14 protein-coding genes are annotated in these 17109 nt (G+C 73.4%); 4 read left to right on the top strand and 10 right to left on the bottom strand.

Going from position 1 to position 17109, the window contains the following annotated elements:
- Positions 1 to 260: 260 nt before the first annotated feature.
- The 3 genes from ligA to FHX53_RS00840 all read right to left on the bottom strand — a co-directional run bounded on the left by ligA (position 261) and on the right by FHX53_RS00840 (position 5352).
- Positions 261 to 2561 carry an NAD-dependent DNA ligase LigA gene (gene ligA, locus FHX53_RS00850; protein ID WP_182489307.1) on the bottom strand — a complete coding sequence of 767 codons (2301 nt, stop codon included), beginning with the start codon at positions 2559 to 2561 and terminating at the stop codon, positions 261 to 263.
- 105 nt (positions 2562 to 2666) lie between these two features.
- A complete protein-coding gene (gene mnmA, locus FHX53_RS00845) occupies positions 2667 to 3863 on the bottom strand; it encodes a tRNA 2-thiouridine(34) synthase MnmA (RefSeq protein ID WP_343050718.1) in 1197 nt (398 codons plus the stop codon).
- Between the two features lie 193 nt (positions 3864 to 4056).
- The gene (locus FHX53_RS00840) at positions 4057 to 5352 is read right to left on the bottom strand and encodes an aminotransferase class V-fold PLP-dependent enzyme (protein ID WP_182489305.1); all 1296 of its coding nucleotides are present in this window, start codon (positions 5350 to 5352) and stop codon (positions 4057 to 4059) included.
- A gap of 111 nt (positions 5353 to 5463) precedes the next feature.
- Between FHX53_RS00840 and glgX the strand changes: the two genes are divergently transcribed.
- The 3 genes from glgX to FHX53_RS14130 all read left to right on the top strand — a co-directional run bounded on the left by glgX (position 5464) and on the right by FHX53_RS14130 (position 9099).
- Positions 5464 to 7611, top strand: coding sequence for a glycogen debranching protein GlgX (gene glgX, locus FHX53_RS00835; protein ID WP_182489303.1), 2148 nt, complete (start codon positions 5464 to 5466; stop codon positions 7609 to 7611).
- On the top strand, positions 7604 to 8098 hold the full coding sequence (gene ybaK / locus FHX53_RS00830; protein WP_182489301.1) for a Cys-tRNA(Pro) deacylase: 495 nt from the start codon (positions 7604 to 7606) through the stop codon (positions 8096 to 8098). Before glgX ends, ybaK begins: the two co-directional genes overlap by 8 nt.
- Before the next feature lie 362 nt (positions 8099 to 8460).
- Complete coding sequence (locus tag FHX53_RS14130; RefSeq protein ID WP_425488289.1) at positions 8461 to 9099, top strand: endonuclease domain-containing protein; 639 nt, start codon at positions 8461 to 8463, stop codon at positions 9097 to 9099.
- A 188-nt stretch (positions 9100 to 9287) separates the two neighbouring features.
- Here the strand turns inward: FHX53_RS14130 and FHX53_RS00820 are convergent, their stop codons facing one another.
- The 5 genes from FHX53_RS00820 to FHX53_RS00800 all read right to left on the bottom strand — a co-directional run bounded on the left by FHX53_RS00820 (position 9288) and on the right by FHX53_RS00800 (position 15483).
- Positions 9288 to 11663 (bottom strand): transglutaminaseTgpA domain-containing protein, encoded by a 2376-nt coding sequence (locus tag FHX53_RS00820; protein ID WP_182489297.1) that lies wholly within the window; start codon positions 11661 to 11663, stop codon positions 9288 to 9290.
- A complete protein-coding gene (locus FHX53_RS00815) occupies positions 11656 to 13017 on the bottom strand; it encodes a DUF58 domain-containing protein (protein WP_182489295.1) in 1362 nt (453 codons plus the stop codon). Before FHX53_RS00815 ends, FHX53_RS00820 begins: the two co-directional genes overlap by 8 nt.
- Before the next feature lie 10 nt (positions 13018 to 13027).
- Positions 13028 to 14059: an AAA family ATPase gene (locus tag FHX53_RS00810; protein WP_182490086.1), complete on the bottom strand. Its 1032-nt coding sequence runs from the start codon at positions 14057 to 14059 to the stop codon at positions 13028 to 13030.
- Between the two features lie 72 nt (positions 14060 to 14131).
- Positions 14132 to 14965, bottom strand: a complete 834-nt coding sequence (cofE, locus tag FHX53_RS00805) for a coenzyme F420-0:L-glutamate ligase (protein ID WP_182489293.1) — start codon at positions 14963 to 14965, stop codon at positions 14132 to 14134.
- A 44-nt stretch (positions 14966 to 15009) separates the two neighbouring features.
- Complete coding sequence (locus tag FHX53_RS00800; RefSeq protein WP_343050716.1) at positions 15010 to 15483, bottom strand: PLDc N-terminal domain-containing protein; 474 nt, start codon at positions 15481 to 15483, stop codon at positions 15010 to 15012.
- A 159-nt stretch (positions 15484 to 15642) separates the two neighbouring features.
- Between FHX53_RS00800 and FHX53_RS00795 the strand changes: the two genes are divergently transcribed.
- Entirely contained in the window at positions 15643 to 16362 is a 720-nt protein-coding gene (locus tag FHX53_RS00795) for a hypothetical protein (protein WP_182489291.1), read from the top strand.
- 17 nt (positions 16363 to 16379) lie between these two features.
- On the opposite strand, the gene FHX53_RS00790 is transcribed toward FHX53_RS00795, so the two are convergent.
- Both FHX53_RS00790 and FHX53_RS00785 read right to left on the bottom strand, forming a co-directional pair.
- Positions 16380 to 16808: a toxin-antitoxin system YwqK family antitoxin gene (locus FHX53_RS00790; RefSeq protein ID WP_182489289.1), complete on the bottom strand. Its 429-nt coding sequence runs from the start codon at positions 16806 to 16808 to the stop codon at positions 16380 to 16382.
- Positions 16805 to 17107: a DUF4287 domain-containing protein gene (locus tag FHX53_RS00785; RefSeq protein WP_182489287.1), complete on the bottom strand. Its 303-nt coding sequence runs from the start codon at positions 17105 to 17107 to the stop codon at positions 16805 to 16807. Before FHX53_RS00785 ends, FHX53_RS00790 begins: the two co-directional genes overlap by 4 nt.
- Between the last annotated feature and the right edge of the window lie 2 nt (positions 17108 to 17109).

Below are 17109 nucleotides of genomic sequence, written 5' to 3'. Positions count from 1 at the left end.
GCATCAGTGGGGGACAACCCCGAACCGGGGTCGACTGACGCGTTTTCATGCTAGGGGAAATGCCCTCTGATCGGGGGGTCTCATTGGGATTCGTCCGCAATGTTCACCACCTGTGCCGTATGCGTGTCCACAAAAAGGAGGACACGCGGGCCGAGAATCCGCGGAAATCCAGGGTTGTTGCCCGTGTGACTGGAGTGGTCAAAGGGGTTCGCGAGGGTCGGAGTTGGTGCCGAAACAGAACGTTCTACGACGCCGCGCGCCTATTCGGTCGGTGCGGGGAGCGCGTCGGGGCCCTCGGAGACCAGAATCGCGAACTGCGCGGCGTCGATGATGCGCACCCCGAGCTGCTCGGCCTTCGCGAGTTTCGACCCCGCGCCTGGGCCCGCCGCGACGAAGTCCGTCTTCCTGCTGACGCCCGACGCGGCCTTCCCGCCGGCGGCGATGATCGCCTCCTGCGCCCCCTCGCGCGTGAAGCCCTCGAGCGTGCCCGTCGCGACGACCGTGAGCCCGGCGAGGACTCCCCCGGCAGCGTCGGCCGCGCCCGGGCCGGGGTGGCCGGGGGTCGAGAACTGCACGCCCGCGTCGGCCCAGCGGTCGACGATCTCGACGTGCCAGTCGATTGCGAACCAGTCCTGCACTGCTTCGGCGATGATCGCGCCGACGCCGTCGACGGCCGCGAGCTCCTCCGCGCTCGCGGCGCGGATCGCATCGAGCGAGCCGAACCAGTCGGCGAGCGCTCGCGCCGCGACCGGCCCGACGTGGCGGATGTTGAGGCTCACGAGCAGTCGCCACAGCGGCTTCGACTTCGCCTTCTCGAGCTCAGCCAGCAGGGTGAGGGCGGCCGAGCTCGGCTGCGGGCCCTCCAGCCCCCGCTTCTTCTCGGCGCCCGTGGTGTTGCGACGGAACGGCGAGCGGCGACGAGCGGAGCCGTCGGCTTCGAGCTTGGGGAGCCCGGTCTCGGCATCCGTCACCACGACCTCGATCGGCAGCAGCTGCTCGATGGTCAGCGCGAACAGGCCCGCCTCGGTCTCAAGAGGCGGGATGCTCGGCACGAGGGGCTGCGTGAGAGCGGCCGCGCTCACCTCGCCCAGGGCCTCGATGTCGAGGGCTCCGCGGCTGCCGATGTGCTCGACCCGGCCGCGCACCTGGGCGGGGCAACTGCGCGCGTTCGGGCAGCGCAGGTCGATGTCGCCCTCCTTCGCCGGGGCGAGCGGGGTGCCGCACTCGGGGCAGTTCGTCGGCATGACGAACTCGCGCTCGGAGCCGTCTCGCAGCTCGACGACCGGCCCGAGCACCTCGGGGATGACGTCGCCGGCCTTGCGCAGGACGACGGTGTCGCCGATGAGAACGCCCTTGAGCTTCACGACATCCTGATTGTGGAGTGTCGCCTGCCGCACCTCGCTGCCCGCGACGCGCACCTTCTCCATGACCGCGAACGGCGTCGCGCGGCCCGTGCGGCCGACGCTCACGACGATGTCGAGCAGCTTGGTGTTGACCTGCTCGGGAGGGTACTTGTAGGCGATCGCCCAGCGGGGTGCGCGGCTCGTCGCACCGAGCTCGTCGTGCAGCTCGAGCTCGTCGACCTTGACGACCACGCCGTCGATCTCGTGCTCGACGCTGTGCCGATCGGCACCGTACCGGGCGATGAAGCCCGCGGCGCCCTCCACCGAGTCGTGCACCTCGACGTACGGGCTCGTCGGCAGGCCCCAGCGCTCGAGGAGGCCGTAGACCTCGCTCTGGGCTGCGACGGGCGGGTTCGGCCAGGCGCCGATGCCGTGGACGAGCATCCGCAACCGGCTCAGACGGTCCTGCATGCGCGCGAGCTGCGCGGCGTTCTTGCCCTCGCTCTTCTGACGCAGGCTGCCGCTCGCGGCGTTGCGCGGGTTCGCGAACTCGCGCTCACCCGCCTCGCGCTGCAGGGCGTTGAGCTCATCGAACGCCGCCTTCGGGATGAACACCTCGCCGCGCACCTCGACGAGCTCGGGCAACTCGACCGCATCGGCCGCGAGCCGGGTCGGGATGCCCGCGACCTGCAGGACGTTCTGCGTCACGTCCTCCCCCACGCGGCCGTCGCCGCGCGTCGCCGCCGTCACGAGCACGCCGCGCTCGTAGCGGAGGTTGAGGGCGAGGCCGTCGATCTTGAGCTCGCACAGGTAGGCGACCGGGCGGTTCGCGTCGCGCTCGACCTTCGCCGCCCACTCGGCGAACTCGTCGGCGCTGAAGACGTTGTCGAGGCTCAGCATGCGCTCGGCGTGCTCGACCGGGGCGAAGAGGGTCGTCTCGGCGCGGCCGCCGACCGTCTGGGTCGGGGAATCCTGGCTCTGCAGCTCGGGGAAGGCGTGCTCGATGAGCTCGAGGCGGCGCACGAGCGCGTCGTACGTGGCGTCGTCCTCGAGCAGCTCGTCGCGCGCGTAGTACGCGTCGCGCAGCTCGAGGATGCGCGTCGTGAGCGCCTCGACCTCGGCGCGCGCCGCATCGCGGGTGAGCTCGTCGACGGGGTGCTCGGCAGGGTGCTCAACGGGGTGCTCGGCAGTGTGCTCGTCAGGCTGCGCGTCAGTCACGGCTCAGAGTCTAGGAGCGACCACTGACGGGCGACCGGGGGTTGCGGCGCGGGGCTCGGGCGCGGTCCGCTCCGGACAGGTCCGGTCCGGTCCGGACAGGTCCGGTCAGGATGCTGTGGCCGGGACGGCGCTCACGGTGCGGTCGATCGTGCACTGACCCAGCACGCGCGTTCCCGAGTAGAGCACGGCGGTCTGCCCGGGAGCCACCCCGAACAGGGGCTCGTCGACCTCGACGACGAGCTCGGCGGCGCCCGCTGCTCCGGCGGCGCCCGGGGCGGCCCCGGGGGCGGGCGGGGCGCTCGGCGCCAGCCGGGCCGTCGCCGCGACCGGGTCGGCGTGCGCGCGCACCTGCACCTCGCACGGGAACGGGGCCCAGGCATCCCCCTCAGCGGTCACGCGGGTGAGCCCGCTCGCGACCGGGTCGAGGCCCGCCCACGAGACGCGGGCGCCGGCGAGCTCGCGGATCGCGAGGGCTTCCTTCGGCCCGACGACGACCTCGTTCGTGCGCGGGCGCACCTCGAGGACGAAGCGCGGGCGTCCGTCGGGGGCGGGGACTCCGAGGTTGAGGCCGCGGCGCTGGCCGACCGTGAAGCTCGTGGCTCCGTCGTGCTCGCCGACGGGGATGCCGGCGCGGTCGACGATGCTGCCGTGCTGCGGCTCGATGCGGCCGGCGAGCCAGCCGCGCGTGTCGCCGTCGGGGATGAAGCAGATGTCGTGGCTGTCGGGCTTCTGGGCGACCGTGAGCCCGCGCGCGGCCGCCTCGGCGCGCACGACCGCCTTCGACGGGGTCGTGCCGAGCGGGAACATCGCGTGCGCGAGCTGCTCGGTCGTGAGGACGCCGAGGACGTACGACTGGTCCTTGGCCTCGTCACTCGCGCGGTGGAGCTCGCGATTGCCCTGCTCGTCGGTGACGATGTGCGCGTAGTGGCCCGTCGCCACGGCGTCGAAGCCGAGGGCGAGGGCCTTCTCGAGCACGGCGGCGAACTTGATGCGCTCGTTGCAGCGCATGCACGGGTTCGGGGTGCGGCCGGCGGCGTACTCGGCGATGAAGTCGTCGACGACGTCGGCGCGGAAGCGCTCGGAGAAATCCCACACGTAGAACGGGATGCCCAGCAGATCAGCCGCGCGACGGGCATCGAGGCTGTCCTCGATCGTGCAGCAGCCGCGGCTGCCAGTGCGCAGCGTGCCGGGCATGCGGCTCAGCGCGAGGTGCACGCCGACGACGTCGTGGCCCGCGTCGACCGCGCGCGCCGCGGCGACGGCGCTGTCGACGCCACCGCTCATCGCTGCCAGAACTCGCACCCGTCAAGGGTACGCGCGGTCGTCGGGGCTGACTGGTCGCGCAGGGTCGATGCCAAATGCAGGCAGTGGACGCATAGACAAAGGGTCGTCCCGCGCGAATCCGGGCGACGCCGCGGCCGGTGCCTGCATTTGGCAATGGTGTCGACGCAGAACCGGGCAGCGGGAGATCGGCGGTGCGGGCGCCGCCGCGTGACTAGCGCCCGAGGGTCGGCATGCGCGCCGCAAGACCCGCCGACGTGGCGCGCTCGACCGCCGCCGGGAGGGCCGCGAGCAGAGCATCGACCTCCACCTCGGTCGTCTCGGGCCCGAGCGACACGCGCAGCGCACCGCGCGCGGTCTGCTCGTCGAGGCCCATCGCGAGCAGCACGTGGCTCGGCTCCGGCACCCCGGCCTGGCACGCCGAGCCCGTGGAGACCGCGAATCCCGCGAGGTCGAGCAGCATCAGCAGTGAGTCGCCCTCGGCCCCCGGCACGGTCAGGTGCAGCGTTCCGGGCAGGGCGCGCGCGGCCCACGGCGCGGCCTCGGCATCGCGGCCGGCCGCGCGCGCAGCGGCTGCGCGGCCCGCGGCGCCGCGCAGCCCGACCTGCGGCAGAGCAGCCAGGATGCCCGCCGCCAGGCGGTCGCGCAGCTGCGCCTTGCGGGCGGCGCGCTCCGCGATCGCGGCGTGGGCCTCATCGGAGGCTGCGGCGAAGACGGCCGCTCCCGCGGCATCCATCGTTCCGGAGCGGCCGCGCTGCTGCGAGCCGCCGTGCAGCAGCGGAACGACGTCGGCGCCGCGGCGCAGCACGAGAGCCCCGACGCCGACGGGTCCGCCGATCTTGTGGGCCGAGAGCGACACGGCCGACACCCCCGGTGGCAGCGGTTCGAGCGGGATCTGCCCGTAGGCGGCGATCGCGTCGACGTGCACGGGAATGCCGTGGACGGCGGCGAGCGCCGCGGCCTCCGCGACGGGCTGGAGGGTTCCGACCTCGTTGTTGGCGGCGAGCATCGTGAGGAGGGCGACGTTGTCGGCCTCCCCCAGTGCCGCTTCGAGGTCGTCGAGCCGCAGCGCGCCGACCTCGTCGACCTCGAGCCAGCGCAGCTCGGCGCCCTCGTGGGCGGCGAGCCACTCGACGGCGTCGAGCGTCGCGTGGTGCTCGGCGCGCGGGACGAGGATGCGCGGGCGTGGGCGGGCGTCGCGGTCGGGCGCGGCGCCAGCGGCGGGTGACGCGGCGAGGCCGGTCAGCGCCCCGCCCTGCCGCTGCCAGAACAGCCCCTTCACCCCGAGGTTCACGGCCTCGGTGCCGCCGCCCGTGAGCACCACCTCGACCGCGTCGACGCCGAGGGTCGCGGCGAGGCGCTCGCGGGCATCCTCGAGCATGCCGCGCGCGGCCTGCCCCGCCGAGTGGATCGACGACGGGTTGCCGACGTGCTCGAGCGCCGACAGGTAAGCGCCGCGGATGGAGGCCGGCATCGGAGAACCGGCGGCGTGATCGAGATAGACGACCACGGCATCCCCTCTCTGCTGCGACGACGGCGACGGCGGCGACGGCGCGTCGCCCGCACCCGTCGCACGGCGTGCGGGCAGGGTGCGCGGGCTGCTGTCGCCTAGCCTAAGTCCATGATTCGCGCCGACGCCCCGGGCCCCCACGGCCACCTGGGCCACCTCGGCGTGACCCCCACGGCCCACGGCGGCCGACTGCGGGTCTACAGCCGACACGCCACCCGCATGGAGCTCTGCCTCTTCGACCCCGACGACGCCAACTGGGTCGCCCAGACCGTCGAGATGCGGCCCAACCGCCACCACGTCTGGAGCGCCGAGCACCCCGACCTGCGGGTCGGCGCGCGTTACTCGATCCGCGTCGACGGGCCGGACGGGCCGATCCACGACTTCGGCCCGCACCGGCACCTCATCGACCCGTACGCGCGCGGCCTCGCCCGCACGACGAGCGGTGAGTGGCGCTCGTACGTGCAGGACGACGACTTCGACTGGGGCGGAGTGGTCAAGCCGGGCATCCCCCTCGACCACACGGTGCTCTACGAGACGCACGTCAGAGGACTCACGAAGCTCAACCCGGCCATGCCCGAGGAGCTGCGCGGCACCTACGCCGGCCTCGCCCATCCCACGACGATCGCGTACCTGAAAGACCTCGGCGTCACGACCGTGCAGCTGCTGCCCGTGCACCAGAGCATCAGCGAGCAGCGCCTCATCAAGCAGGGCCTCACCAACTACTGGGGCTACAACACCCTCAACTTCTTCACCCCGCACGCCGCGTACGCCACCCGACAGGCGCAGTTCGGCGGCACCGGAGCCGTCCTCCGCGAGTTCAAGGGCATGGTGCGCCTGCTGCACGAGGCCGGGCTCGAAGTCGTCCTCGACGTCGTCTACAACCACACCTCCGAGGAGGGACTCGATGGCCCCACCTCGAGCCTCCGCGGCATCGACAACGCCTCCTACTACCGGCACACCCCCGACGGCGCGTACATCGACACGACCGGGTGCGGCAACACCGTCGACTTCTCCCTCCCCGCCGCGCAGCGGCTCGTCCTCGACTCGCTGCGGTACTGGGCCGACGAGGTGCAGGTCGACGGGTTCCGCTTCGACCTCATGGCCACCCTCGGCCGCGACCGGCGCGCCCACTACGACCCCGACCACCCTCTGCTGAGAGCGATCCTCGACGACCCGACGCTGCAGGGCGTCAAGATGATCGCCGAGCCGTGGGATGTCGGGCTCGGCGGCTGGCAGGTCGGCAACTTCCCCGCCGGGTACTCGGAGTGGAACGACGGATTCCGCGACCGCGCCCGCAACTTCTGGCTGACGGATGCCGCGGCCGCCCGTCACGCCGGCTCCGCGCCCGAAGGAATCGGCTCGCTCGCCCGACGCATGACCGGCTCCGCCCACGTGTTCGCCGCCGAGCGCGGGCCCCTCGCGAGCGTCAACTTCATCACCGCCCACGACGGATTCACCCTCGCTGACCTGACCGCCTACGACCGCAAGCACAACCTCGGCAACGGTGAGGGCAACCGCGACGGCACCGACAGCAACCGGTCGTACAGCTTCGGCATCGAAGGCCCCACCGACGATCAGCGCGTGATCGCCGACCGGCGCAAGGCCATGCGGAACCTCATGGGGACCCTGCTGCTCAGCGCGGGCATCCCCATGATCACCGCGGGAGACGAATGGGGCCGCAGCCAGCGCGGCAACAACAACGCCTACTGTCACGACAGCGAGCTCACCTGGCACTCGTGGGATCGCGCCGGGTGGCAGGAGGACCTGCAGCGCGTGACGGCGCGACTGCTCGCGCTGCGGCGGGAGAACCCCGCGCTGCGACCCGTGCGGTACGGCAAGTGGGGCGAGACCGTGCCGAGCGCCACCCAGATGGACTGGTACAACAAGGAGGGCCGGTCGATGACGATGCTCGACTGGGACTCTCCGCAGGAGCGCACCCTGCAGTACCTCGCCGCCTCGACCCCCGAGTTCGAGGCGTTCAACCGCGTGCTGCTCATCGTGCACGGGCTCGAGGAATCGGTCGAGGTCACGCTGCCCTCGCACGTCGGCGTCACCGGGTACACGCTGCTGTGGGACAGCTCGCACGACGACATCTCCGGGCTCCAGCCGTCGCATGTTCCGGGCGAGCGGCTGTGCGTCGAACCGGCGTCGATGCTGCTGTTCCGGGCGCACGGCGGGCCCGTCGCGGGGCCGGGCAGCGGTGGGCCGGGGGTCGTGTCGGCGGACGGCCCCGAGTACTCGGACCACGGGGATGGCTAGGCCGCGATCGCAGGCCGCGCCGGGGACTCCGGCGACGGTCGCGCTGACGGCCGCGGGCATCCCGTTCACGCCGCGGGCGTACGCGCACGACGCATCGGTCACCGCGTACGGGCTCGAAGCGGCGGCGGCGCTCGGCGTCGAGCCGGTGCGCGTGTTCAAGACGCTGCTCGCTGAAGCCGACGGGCGGCTCGTGGTCGGAGTCGTGCCGGTGAGCGCGAAGCTCGACCTGAAGGCGCTCGCATCGGCCGTCGGAGCGAAGCGGGCGGCAATGGCGGCGCCCGAGCTCGCCGAGCGCAAGACCGGGTACGTCGTCGGCGGCATCTCGCCCATCGGGCAGAAGACGGCTCTGCCGACGGTCATCGACGAGAGCGCGGCACTGTGGGAGACCGTGCTCGTGTCGGGGGGTCGGCGCGGCTTCGACCTCGAGCTCGCGCCCGCCGACCTGCTGCGCGCGACCGGCGGGGTGCTCGGCGACATCGCGCAGTAGCGGCCGACCCGACGGCCGTCCCCCTCGGAGCTCCCAGCCCGTGGTGTCGTTGCCAAATGCAGGCACCGTCACCGTTTGTTCACGATGGCTCAGGCCTGTGCCCGCGGATCCGCCTGCTGCGCCTGCATCTGGCAACGCAGTCCCTCCACAGCTCTCCGGGCCGCCGTCGCCACCACCAGAGTTCCGATCGCGCGACAGTCGACGGTGGCGGTGGCGCACGGTGACACCGTGCTCGATCTTCACCGACTTCTCGAGGAACATGGCGGTCTCCTGGCAACGCACGAGCTGTATGCGCACGGGTTCACCCGAGGCGGAGTGGCCGCTTTGGTGCGGCGCGGGGTGCTCAGACGCGTTCGCCAGGGATGGTTCGCCCGGCCCGACCTCGCGAGGGAGGCGGTGCACGCGACGCGTATCGGCGGCGTCATCAGTTGCGCGACGGCGCTTCGCACTCACGGGATCTGGGCCGTCGACGATCACCGACTCCATGTCCTCGTCGGGCACGGAGCATCCCGACTCCGAACCCCCGGCGATGCGCGGCGCCGGTCGACGCTCTGACTGCTCTGCGTGAATGCCAGCCGCGCGAGTTGTATCTCGCGTCGCTCGACTCGGCCCTTCATGTCGCGCCCTCACTTCACGTGGAACTGGCGGCCCGAGGACACCCAGTCGGGCGCGATGGCATCGACGGCGTTTGCGAGTCAGGAACAGAAACGCTCTTCCGGTTGCGCATGGCGGGTCGAACGCCGAAGCTGCAGTGCCAGGTGCTCATCGCCGGCGTTGGCCGGGTCGACTTCCTGATCGGGGCGGCGCTCGTCGTGGAAGTCGATCGGCGAGAGTTCCACGACACGGCGAGCGCTTTCGAGAACGATCGACGCCGCGATGCCGAGCTCTCGCGTCGCGGGTATCGCGTTCTCAGGTTCAGCTACGCGCAGGTCATGCACGACTGGCCGGCTGTCGAAGCCGCTGTGCTCGCGGCGATCAGTCGCGGCGATCATCACCGCTGAGTCGCCTTTCGGCGGGGACCGCCTGATCCGTACCTCCGGTCGACTGTTCGTCGTGCGACTGTCATTGCCAGGTGCAGGCACAAACCAGGGCCGGGGCCCCCGCTGCCGGGCGGCCGTGGTGGCAGCGTGCAGTTGTGCCTGCAATTGGCAAGGGGTCCTAGCGAGGTTGACGGGCAGCAGGCCGGGCGTCAGGCGGGGGTGGCGGGAAGCTCGAGGGCGGGGTCGCGCGGCTCGAGCGACGCGAGCGAGCGCGGCCAGGCTGTCGCGAGCACCTGACGCCACCACGGCGTCCGCGCGCGCAGGGCGCGCAGGGCGGGGCGGATGTCCGAGGCGCCCGACACCGGCGCCGGCGCTCCGTAGGCCCGCGCCTCCAGTGCGCGGCGCACGGCCTCGAAGACCTCGAGCTCCTCGGCCGTCGGGCCTGGGACGACGGGGGCCTCCGCGATGGGGGCTCGAGCGGCGCCAGCGCCCGTCGCACCGCTGGCGGCGCCGCCGGCCGCAGCCCATGCGCGGGCGAGCTCGCGCGGCGTGCGGGTCGCCTCGGCGGGGAGCCCCAGGTCGCGGGCCGTGTCGCGCAGCTCGCGCCAGGCGTCGAGCGGATCCGGCGAGCGCAGTCGACGCGCGCGCAGCACGGCGCGCCAGACTCCGGGCGCGGCGAGTAGCGCGACGAGCAGCAGGAGCGCGAGGCCGAGCACGAGCCGGGCATCCACGCCGCCGATCGTCGAACGACCCCCGAGCAGGCCGCCCGAACCGGTCCCGCCCGCGTCGATCTCCTCGTCGGGGAGGTCGGGCCCGCCGGACGACCCCGGCGAGGGCGCGCCCGGCGCGGCCGTCGCGGTCGGCTCGGTCGGCTCCGGGCTGAACGGGTCGGGCGAGGGCGCGCCGCTGGGGGTGAGGGCCTCCTCGGTCGCGTAGTCGGGGGTCACGCCGCGCGAGGGGGTCGGCTCGAAGCGCACCCACCCGATGCCGTCGAAGTGCAGCTCGGGCCATGTGTGCAGGTCGTCCGACGACACGGTGTACTCGCTCGGGATCACCGGATTCCGCGACCCCGGCAGGAATCCCACGGCCATGCGCGTGGGGATGCCGAGCGTGCGCGCCATGAGCGTCATCGCCGAGCCGAAGTGCACGCAGTACCCGGCCCGCGCCTCGAGGAACGCCGCGACGATCGCCGCACCGGATCCGTCGAACCCGCCCGCGACGGGGGCGTCCTCCGAGTAGGTGAAGCCGCCGTCGGTGAAGAAGCGCTGCAGCGCGACGGCCTGCTCGTACGGATTCGAGATTCCCGCGACGACCTCGCGCGCCGTGGCCTCGACGACCGGGTCGAGGTCCTCTGGCAGCGCCCGGTACTGTTCGAGCCCGTCCGCGTCCACGGTCGTCGCACGCAGCTGCTCGGGCGCCGGCCGCGCTACCCGGTTCTCGACCGTGTACGTCCCGTTCCGGATCGACCCCTCGGCAGTGCGCATCGTGACGCCGTCGGGGTCGATGACCCACCCGCCCGAGAGCCCGTCGGCCTGCACGGGCGCCGACGGCAGCGGCACCCAGCGCGAACGCACGCTGCGCAGCGTGATGGTCGTCTCGACGCTCGTGAACGCGACGTCGTCGTCGAACCAGGCGGGAGGGCCGATCGTTCCGGCGTCCTCGACGGGCGCGTCGAACAGCACCGGCAACACCTCTTGGCCGGAGAACTCGGCGAGGTGCGACAGCGTCAGGTACTGCCCGCCCGCGAGAGCGGTCGTGTAGGTGAGCACCGTGATCGGGTTCTGCCTGCGCAGGTCGTTGCCGAGCTCGACGACGGGGTTGATGCCTGTGACGAGCCCCGCAGGACCCGAGCCGGGCAGCCGGTCGCCGGCGAGCACCGACGGCAGGGCGGGCGGCACGACGAGCGCGGCGACGATCACGGCCGCGGTCGCGGCGACGGCGCGCGTGAGTCCGCGGCCGCCGCCGCTCGCGGCGGGACGATGCAGCGCGAGCAGCAGGAGGTACGCGGCTGCCGTCCCGGCGACGGTCGCCAGCGGCAGAGCCCCGGGGTCGAGCACGACGGGCACGGCGAGGATCCCCGTCGCCGGCACGGCGGCGAGCGCCGGCCGTCGGCTGAGCGCGGCGAGCGCGTCGGTCGCGATCGCGATCGCTCCGACGCCGAGGGCGAGCAGAAAGCGGATGCCCGTGTCGGCCTCCGCGGGAATCGACTGCTCCGCGATCGACTGCTCCCCGAGCGCCACGAGCTCGGCGAAGCGCTCGAACGTCTCGCGGGTAGGGATCACCACGGCAAACGACACCTCTGCCGCGAACACGGCGGTGAGCGCGACGACGAGCGCGGCGCTCGACACGACGACCGACCACAGAGGACGCCAGCGCCGCACGCGCAGGCGTGCGATCAGCCCGGCCCCGACGACGACCGCGACGACGACCATCGTGGTCGCGAACCACGGCCCCTCGTCGAGCACGACCGTGAAGGCGGTGAGCGCTGCGGCGAGCATGAGCAGGGCGGCGAGGGCGACGAGGAGGGCCGCACGGCCGGCGCGCGCCCCCGCCCGGCGCAGGCCCGGGCCCTCGGTCTCAGCCACGCGCGCCCCCTGAAGCCCCGGCGGCGGAAGACGAGGCGACCGAGGCCGACATAGCGGCCCCGCCGCCCGACCCCGCGACCCGCGCCGCGAGCGCCTCGGCCCCCGTGAGCTCGGGCTGCTGCCCGACGAGCGCGAGCCACGCGGCATCGGGCGGCGTCCCCACCGGCACCGTCACGACGTTCCAGTCGGCGGCGGCGAAGGCGGCCTCGATCGCGAGAGCGCCCGGGTCGTCGGCCGCGGTCGACGCCGATCGCACGAGCAGGGCGACGCCGAGGGCTCCCGCGGAGCGCTGGGCGAGCATCCACCGCAGCGTCGCATCGTCGGGGCTGCTCGCGATCGCGACGATCGGCACCGAGCCGGGCGCGGCCGTCGCGGGCGGCAGCGGCCCGCGGTCGGCGAGCGGGAGGATGGCGAGCTCGCCGAGAAGCTCGCCGATCGGTCCGTCGCCGCGCGGAGCCTCCGCCGGTCGCGCCGCCGGGGTCTGCAGGTCGACGGCGTACCCGCGCTCGGCGAGGTGCGAGGCAACGGCGGCGGTCATGCGCACGCTCCACTCGAAGGTGCGCGACCCGGTCGGCGGGGCCGCCGCGACGCGGGCGAGATCGGGATGCCCGGCCCGCTGCGAATCGAGGAGCACGCGCGCTCGCGGCCCGGCCTGCGGCTCGTCCTGCCGCACCATGAGCTCGCCCTGGCGCGCCGAGACCCTCCAGTGGACGCGGCGCAGCGCGTCGCCCTGCCGGTACTCGCGCGTCACGACGTCGTCGGCGGTTCGCTCGCGCGAGCGCGTCGTGCGCGGGCCGCTCTCGGCGGAGGGATCCGGGACCGGTCCGGGCGAGAGCGGCACGACCTCGGGCACGACGAGCTGCGTCGCGACGGCGATCGTGTCGGTGACGCGCACCGCGAGGGCGAACGGGTCGCGATCCTCGATGAGCAGCGGCCCGACGCTCACGAGGCCGCGATGCGCTGGCCAGTAGCGGTAGCCGAGCGAGCGCGGGCGGCCGGCGCGCACCTCGAGCAGCTGGCCGGGGCCGGCGTAGCCGGGGCGCATGGGGACGCGCTCGATCCACTCGGCCGAGCGGGCGCGGCCGGAGACCTGCACGCCGACGCGCACGGGCTCGCCCTCGGTCGCGACGACCGGGTCGAGGTGGCGGGTGACGCGCACCCGCGGGCGGGAGGCGCCGACGACGAGCAGGGCGATGAGCGGCGCGGCGGCGGCGATGACGGCGGCGGGCACGAGCTCGGGGCGCTGCAGCCCGTACGCGAGCGCGAACAGGTTCGCGGCGACGACGAGGAAGCCCCAGCCGCGTCCGGTGAGCCTCGGGAGGCCTCCGCTCGCGCGCTCGCGCCGTGCCCGCATGAGCCGCGCCCTACGCGCGGGGCGCCTGCGGCACCGGCACGGGGGTCGCGGCGACGATGCGCTGGACGACCTCCTCGACGCCGCGCACGGGCCGGCCGTCGGGATGCTGCGCCCGGGGCACGAGGATCATCCGGTGCGCGAGCACCGTCGTCGCGAGCGCGTCCACGTCGTCGGGCACGACGAAGTCGCGGCCGTCGAGGGCGGCCCGGGCTCGGGCGGCGCGCACGAGCTGCAGGGTCGAGCGCGGGCTCGCCCCGAGGCGCAGCGCGGTGTCGTCGCGCGTGGCCTGCACGATCGCCACGGCGTACGCCTCGACCGAGGGGCTCACGTAGACCTCGCGGACCGTCGCGATCATGCGGCGCAGGCCCGCCACGTCGACGATCGGGTCGAGGCGATCGAGGGGCGACCCGTGCTCGCGGTCGCGCAGCATGCGCTGCTCGCTCTCGGCATCCGGGTACCCGATCGAGATGCGGGCCATGAAGCGGTCGCGCTGCGCCTCGGGGAGCGGATAGGTGCCCTCCATCTCGACGGGGTTCTGCGTCGCGACGACGAGGAACGGCGCCTCGAGGCGGTGGGTGCGGCCGTCGACGGTGACCTGCCCCTCCTCCATGCACTCGAGTAGCGCCGACTGGGTCTTCGGGCTCGCGCGGTTGATCTCGTCGCCGATGACGATGTGGGCGAAGACGGGGCCGGGCGTGAACTCGAAGACGCCCTGCTGCTGGCGGTAGACGCTCACGCCCGTGATGTCGGCGGGCAGCAGGTCGGGAGTGAACTGGATGCGGCTGACGCTGCCGGCGATGCAGCGCGCGAGCGCGCGAGCGAGCACGGTCTTGCCGACGCCGGGGACGTCCTCGATGAGCAGGTGGCCCTCGGCGAGCAGCACGGTGAGCGCAGTGTCGACGGCCTCGGGCTTGCCGTCGAGCACGCCGTTCATCGCGCGGCGGATCGCGTCGCCGTACCCGGCGAACGCATCCGCGTCGAGTGGCTGGGCGGTTCGGGGCTGATCGGCGTGCGGGTGCGAATCGGGGATCGGGCTCGTCATCGTGCTCACTCGCTCACTCTTCCACGCCGACGCGGGAAAGCGGCCGAGAGAACCGTTTCGAGTGATGAATCGTCAGGATGCTCCGCTCGCGCCGCGCTCCTCCGCCTGCCCCTCGGCGAACCCCTCGGCGTAGCCCTGCGCGAAGCCCGCCTCCCGGCCCTCGGCCCGACCGGCCTCGTGAGCCTCGCGGTGCCCGATGTAGAACATGTCGTCGGCTGCGGGGCGGACGAGGCTGCGGCCGCCGGGCGCGGCCGGGTCGAGATGGCGGTCGAGTCCGCGGACGACGGCCACGGGCATCCCGCTCGTCTTGCCCTTGACGAGGTCGGCGGCGGCGGCGATCTCGTCGCCCACGGCGGGAGCGGTGACGGCGAGCAGCTTGCCGCTCGCGTCGTGGGCTCCGCGGAGGTCGTCGAGCAGGCGAACGCCGCTCGCGCCGATCGTGATGTCCGTCTGGCCCTCGCGCCAGGCGCGGCCCGCGGTGTCGGTGATGACGACGCCGATCGGGGCGCCGACGCGCCCCTCGACGGCGACGCGGATGCGGCGCGCGCTCTCGTCCGGGTCGAGCGGCAGGAGGAGGACGGTGCCGTCGGCGGTGTTGCTCGCGTCGACGCCCGCGGCGGCCATGACGAGTCCGAGGCGGTTCTCGACGATGCGCGTGACGCCGCCCGGGTGCTCGCGGGTCGCGACGATGCGAACGGTCTCGTCGGTGATCGCCTGCTCTCGAGTCTCGGCGGCGGCGATGCGCCCCTCGGCCTTGCTCACGATCTTGCTCGTGACGGCGAGGATGTCGCCGGGCTGCACGTCGGCCCGGCGCGCGGCGTCGGCGATGAGGCGCGGCAAGTCGTCGCCTGCCGCGATCTCGGGCAGGCCGGGGATGCCGAAGACGACGAGGGGCGGAGAGGTCACGGGCCCATCATCGCAGGGGCAGCGGGGGCGGCGGCGGGTCGGTCTCAGGAGGGCGTCGGCTCGCCTCGACGTTGCCGCAGCTCGTCCTCCAGGCGACGGATGCGCGCCTCGCTCTCGGCCTGCGCGATCTCGGCCTCGAGGCGAGCGAGCTCCGCCTCCGTGCTCGAGGTCGCGCGGTCGGCGAGGCGCCGCTCGATCGCCTCGGTGCGCAGCGGATCGCCGAACCCGACGGCCGGCTCGCTGCGCCGGTACTCGCGGCCGACCGCCCACCACAGCAGGCTGCCGACGAGCGGCAGGAGGATCACGATGATGATCAAGAGGGTGCGGTTGAGGTTCTTCACCTCGTGCTCGCCTCGCGTGATGATGTCGGCGAGCGACGCGATCATCACGAGGACGGGGATCGCGCTCAGCAGGATGTACACGCGCTCACCATAGTGAGGGTTCCGCAGGTTGCGCCAGAAGGGCTTCTTGCCCCCGCGACGACGGCGGCGGTACCGTGGGCGCGGGCGGTTCGTCACGCCCGACCTCCCCGCCGGCGCTCGCGCTGCCGGCCGCCGCGCCCGCGGCAGGAGGCAGAGGGGGCCGTGAGCGCTCGACGAGGACGACCGTCGTGTTCCGACGCGGGTCGCCGGGCGCGAGCCGGAGGCAGCGCGTCGAGCGAGCACGAGAGGGTCGAGATGACCACGCAGGAAGCCTTCAAGAAGCGCGTGCGCGAGCGCATGCAGAAGACCGGCGAGCGCTACGGAGCCGCCCGCCGAGCCCTGATCGAGGCGGCGAGGGCGCGCGACGCTGCCGCGAGCGCCGCGGACGGCGCGACCACGGCATCCCCAGCCCGCGTCTGGGTCGCGCAGCCGCAGCACTCCGATGAGCTCGTGCGCGAGAAGACGGGTCGCGGGTGGGATGCCTGGGTCGACGCGATCGACGCCGGGCCCGGTCGCGCTGCCGGTCACCCCGCGATCGCGGCCTGGCTCGTCGCGCAGGGCGTCGACGACTGGTGGGCGCAGGGCGTGACCGTCGGGTACGAGCGGATCACGGGGCTGCGGCTGCCCGGCCAGATGCCCGACGGGACGTTCACGGTCTCGCGCTCGCGCATCGTCGCCATGGCGCCGGAGGAGGCGCGCGCGATGATCCACGACGACGACGCCCGAGCCGCGCTGCTTCCGGGGTTCGAGACGGTGCTCCGCTCAAGGCCCGGCGTGCGGTCGCCCGGGTTCGAGCTGCGCCGCGACGGCGAGCTTCTCGGTCGCGTCACGTTCGCGTTCGACCCCGCGCCGGGAGGCCGCACGACGCTCACGGTCGCGCACGCGAAGCTGCCGACCCTCGAGGAGGGCGACCACTGGAAGGCGTTCTGGGCCGAGTGGCTCGCGGCGCTCGAGGAGGCGGGCACGACCGACTGAGGGCCGCACCCCCTCGCTCAGGGGTCGGGTCGGCTGCGATGCTGGGTCACCTTCCGCACCGAGCCGTCGGGCGCGTACTGCCTCCACTCCCCCGTTTTGGCGCCGCGGTCGAACTCGCCCTGGTCGATGAGACGGCCAGCGCTGTCCCAGCGCGTCCAGCCACCGTGCTTCTCGCCGTCGAGGAAGCCGCCGCGCTGCAGCAGTCCGCCGGTTGCGCGGTACCAGGTGCTGGGGCCGACGAGCTCGCCGTTCTCGTAGGTCATCTCGCCGCGCACGCGGCCATCGGCGAAGAAGTGCGTCCACGGGCCCTGCCGCTCGCCGTGGACGTATTCGCCCGCGATCGTGCCGCCGTGCGGGTCGGGCTCGCGCCACGGGCCGTGACGTCGGCCCTCGGCGTCGAGGTCGCCCTCGCCGGGGTTCGGCGCCGCGGTCGCCTCGCCGCTCACGACGCGGTGCTCGACGGCCTCGTCGCCGCTCCGTCGAGCCAGAGCACGTCGGTCTCGTCGCGGTGCACGCCGTCGGTTTCGACGTGCGTGATCGAGATCCGCGGGCCCTTCTTGATGACGTGCACCATCGCCATGGCGTGCCCGCGGCCGAGCCCGTAACCGTCGGCGAGCCACTCGACGATCACGCTCGCCTTCACCGCCGGATCGTCGTAGCCGCGGTCGATCGCCTCGTCGAGGAGCTGCCGCGGCGTGCGGCCGGTCTTCTTCTCGACCGAGTCGAGGTAGGCCTGGAACGACACGA

The sequence above is a fragment of the Microcella alkalica genome, assembly GCF_014137945.1.
GTDB classification, from domain to species: domain Bacteria; phylum Actinomycetota; class Actinomycetes; order Actinomycetales; family Microbacteriaceae; genus Microcella; species Microcella alkalica.
Note: the sequence above shows the minus strand (reverse complement) of the source record. Positions and strands in the feature narration are given on the sequence as shown.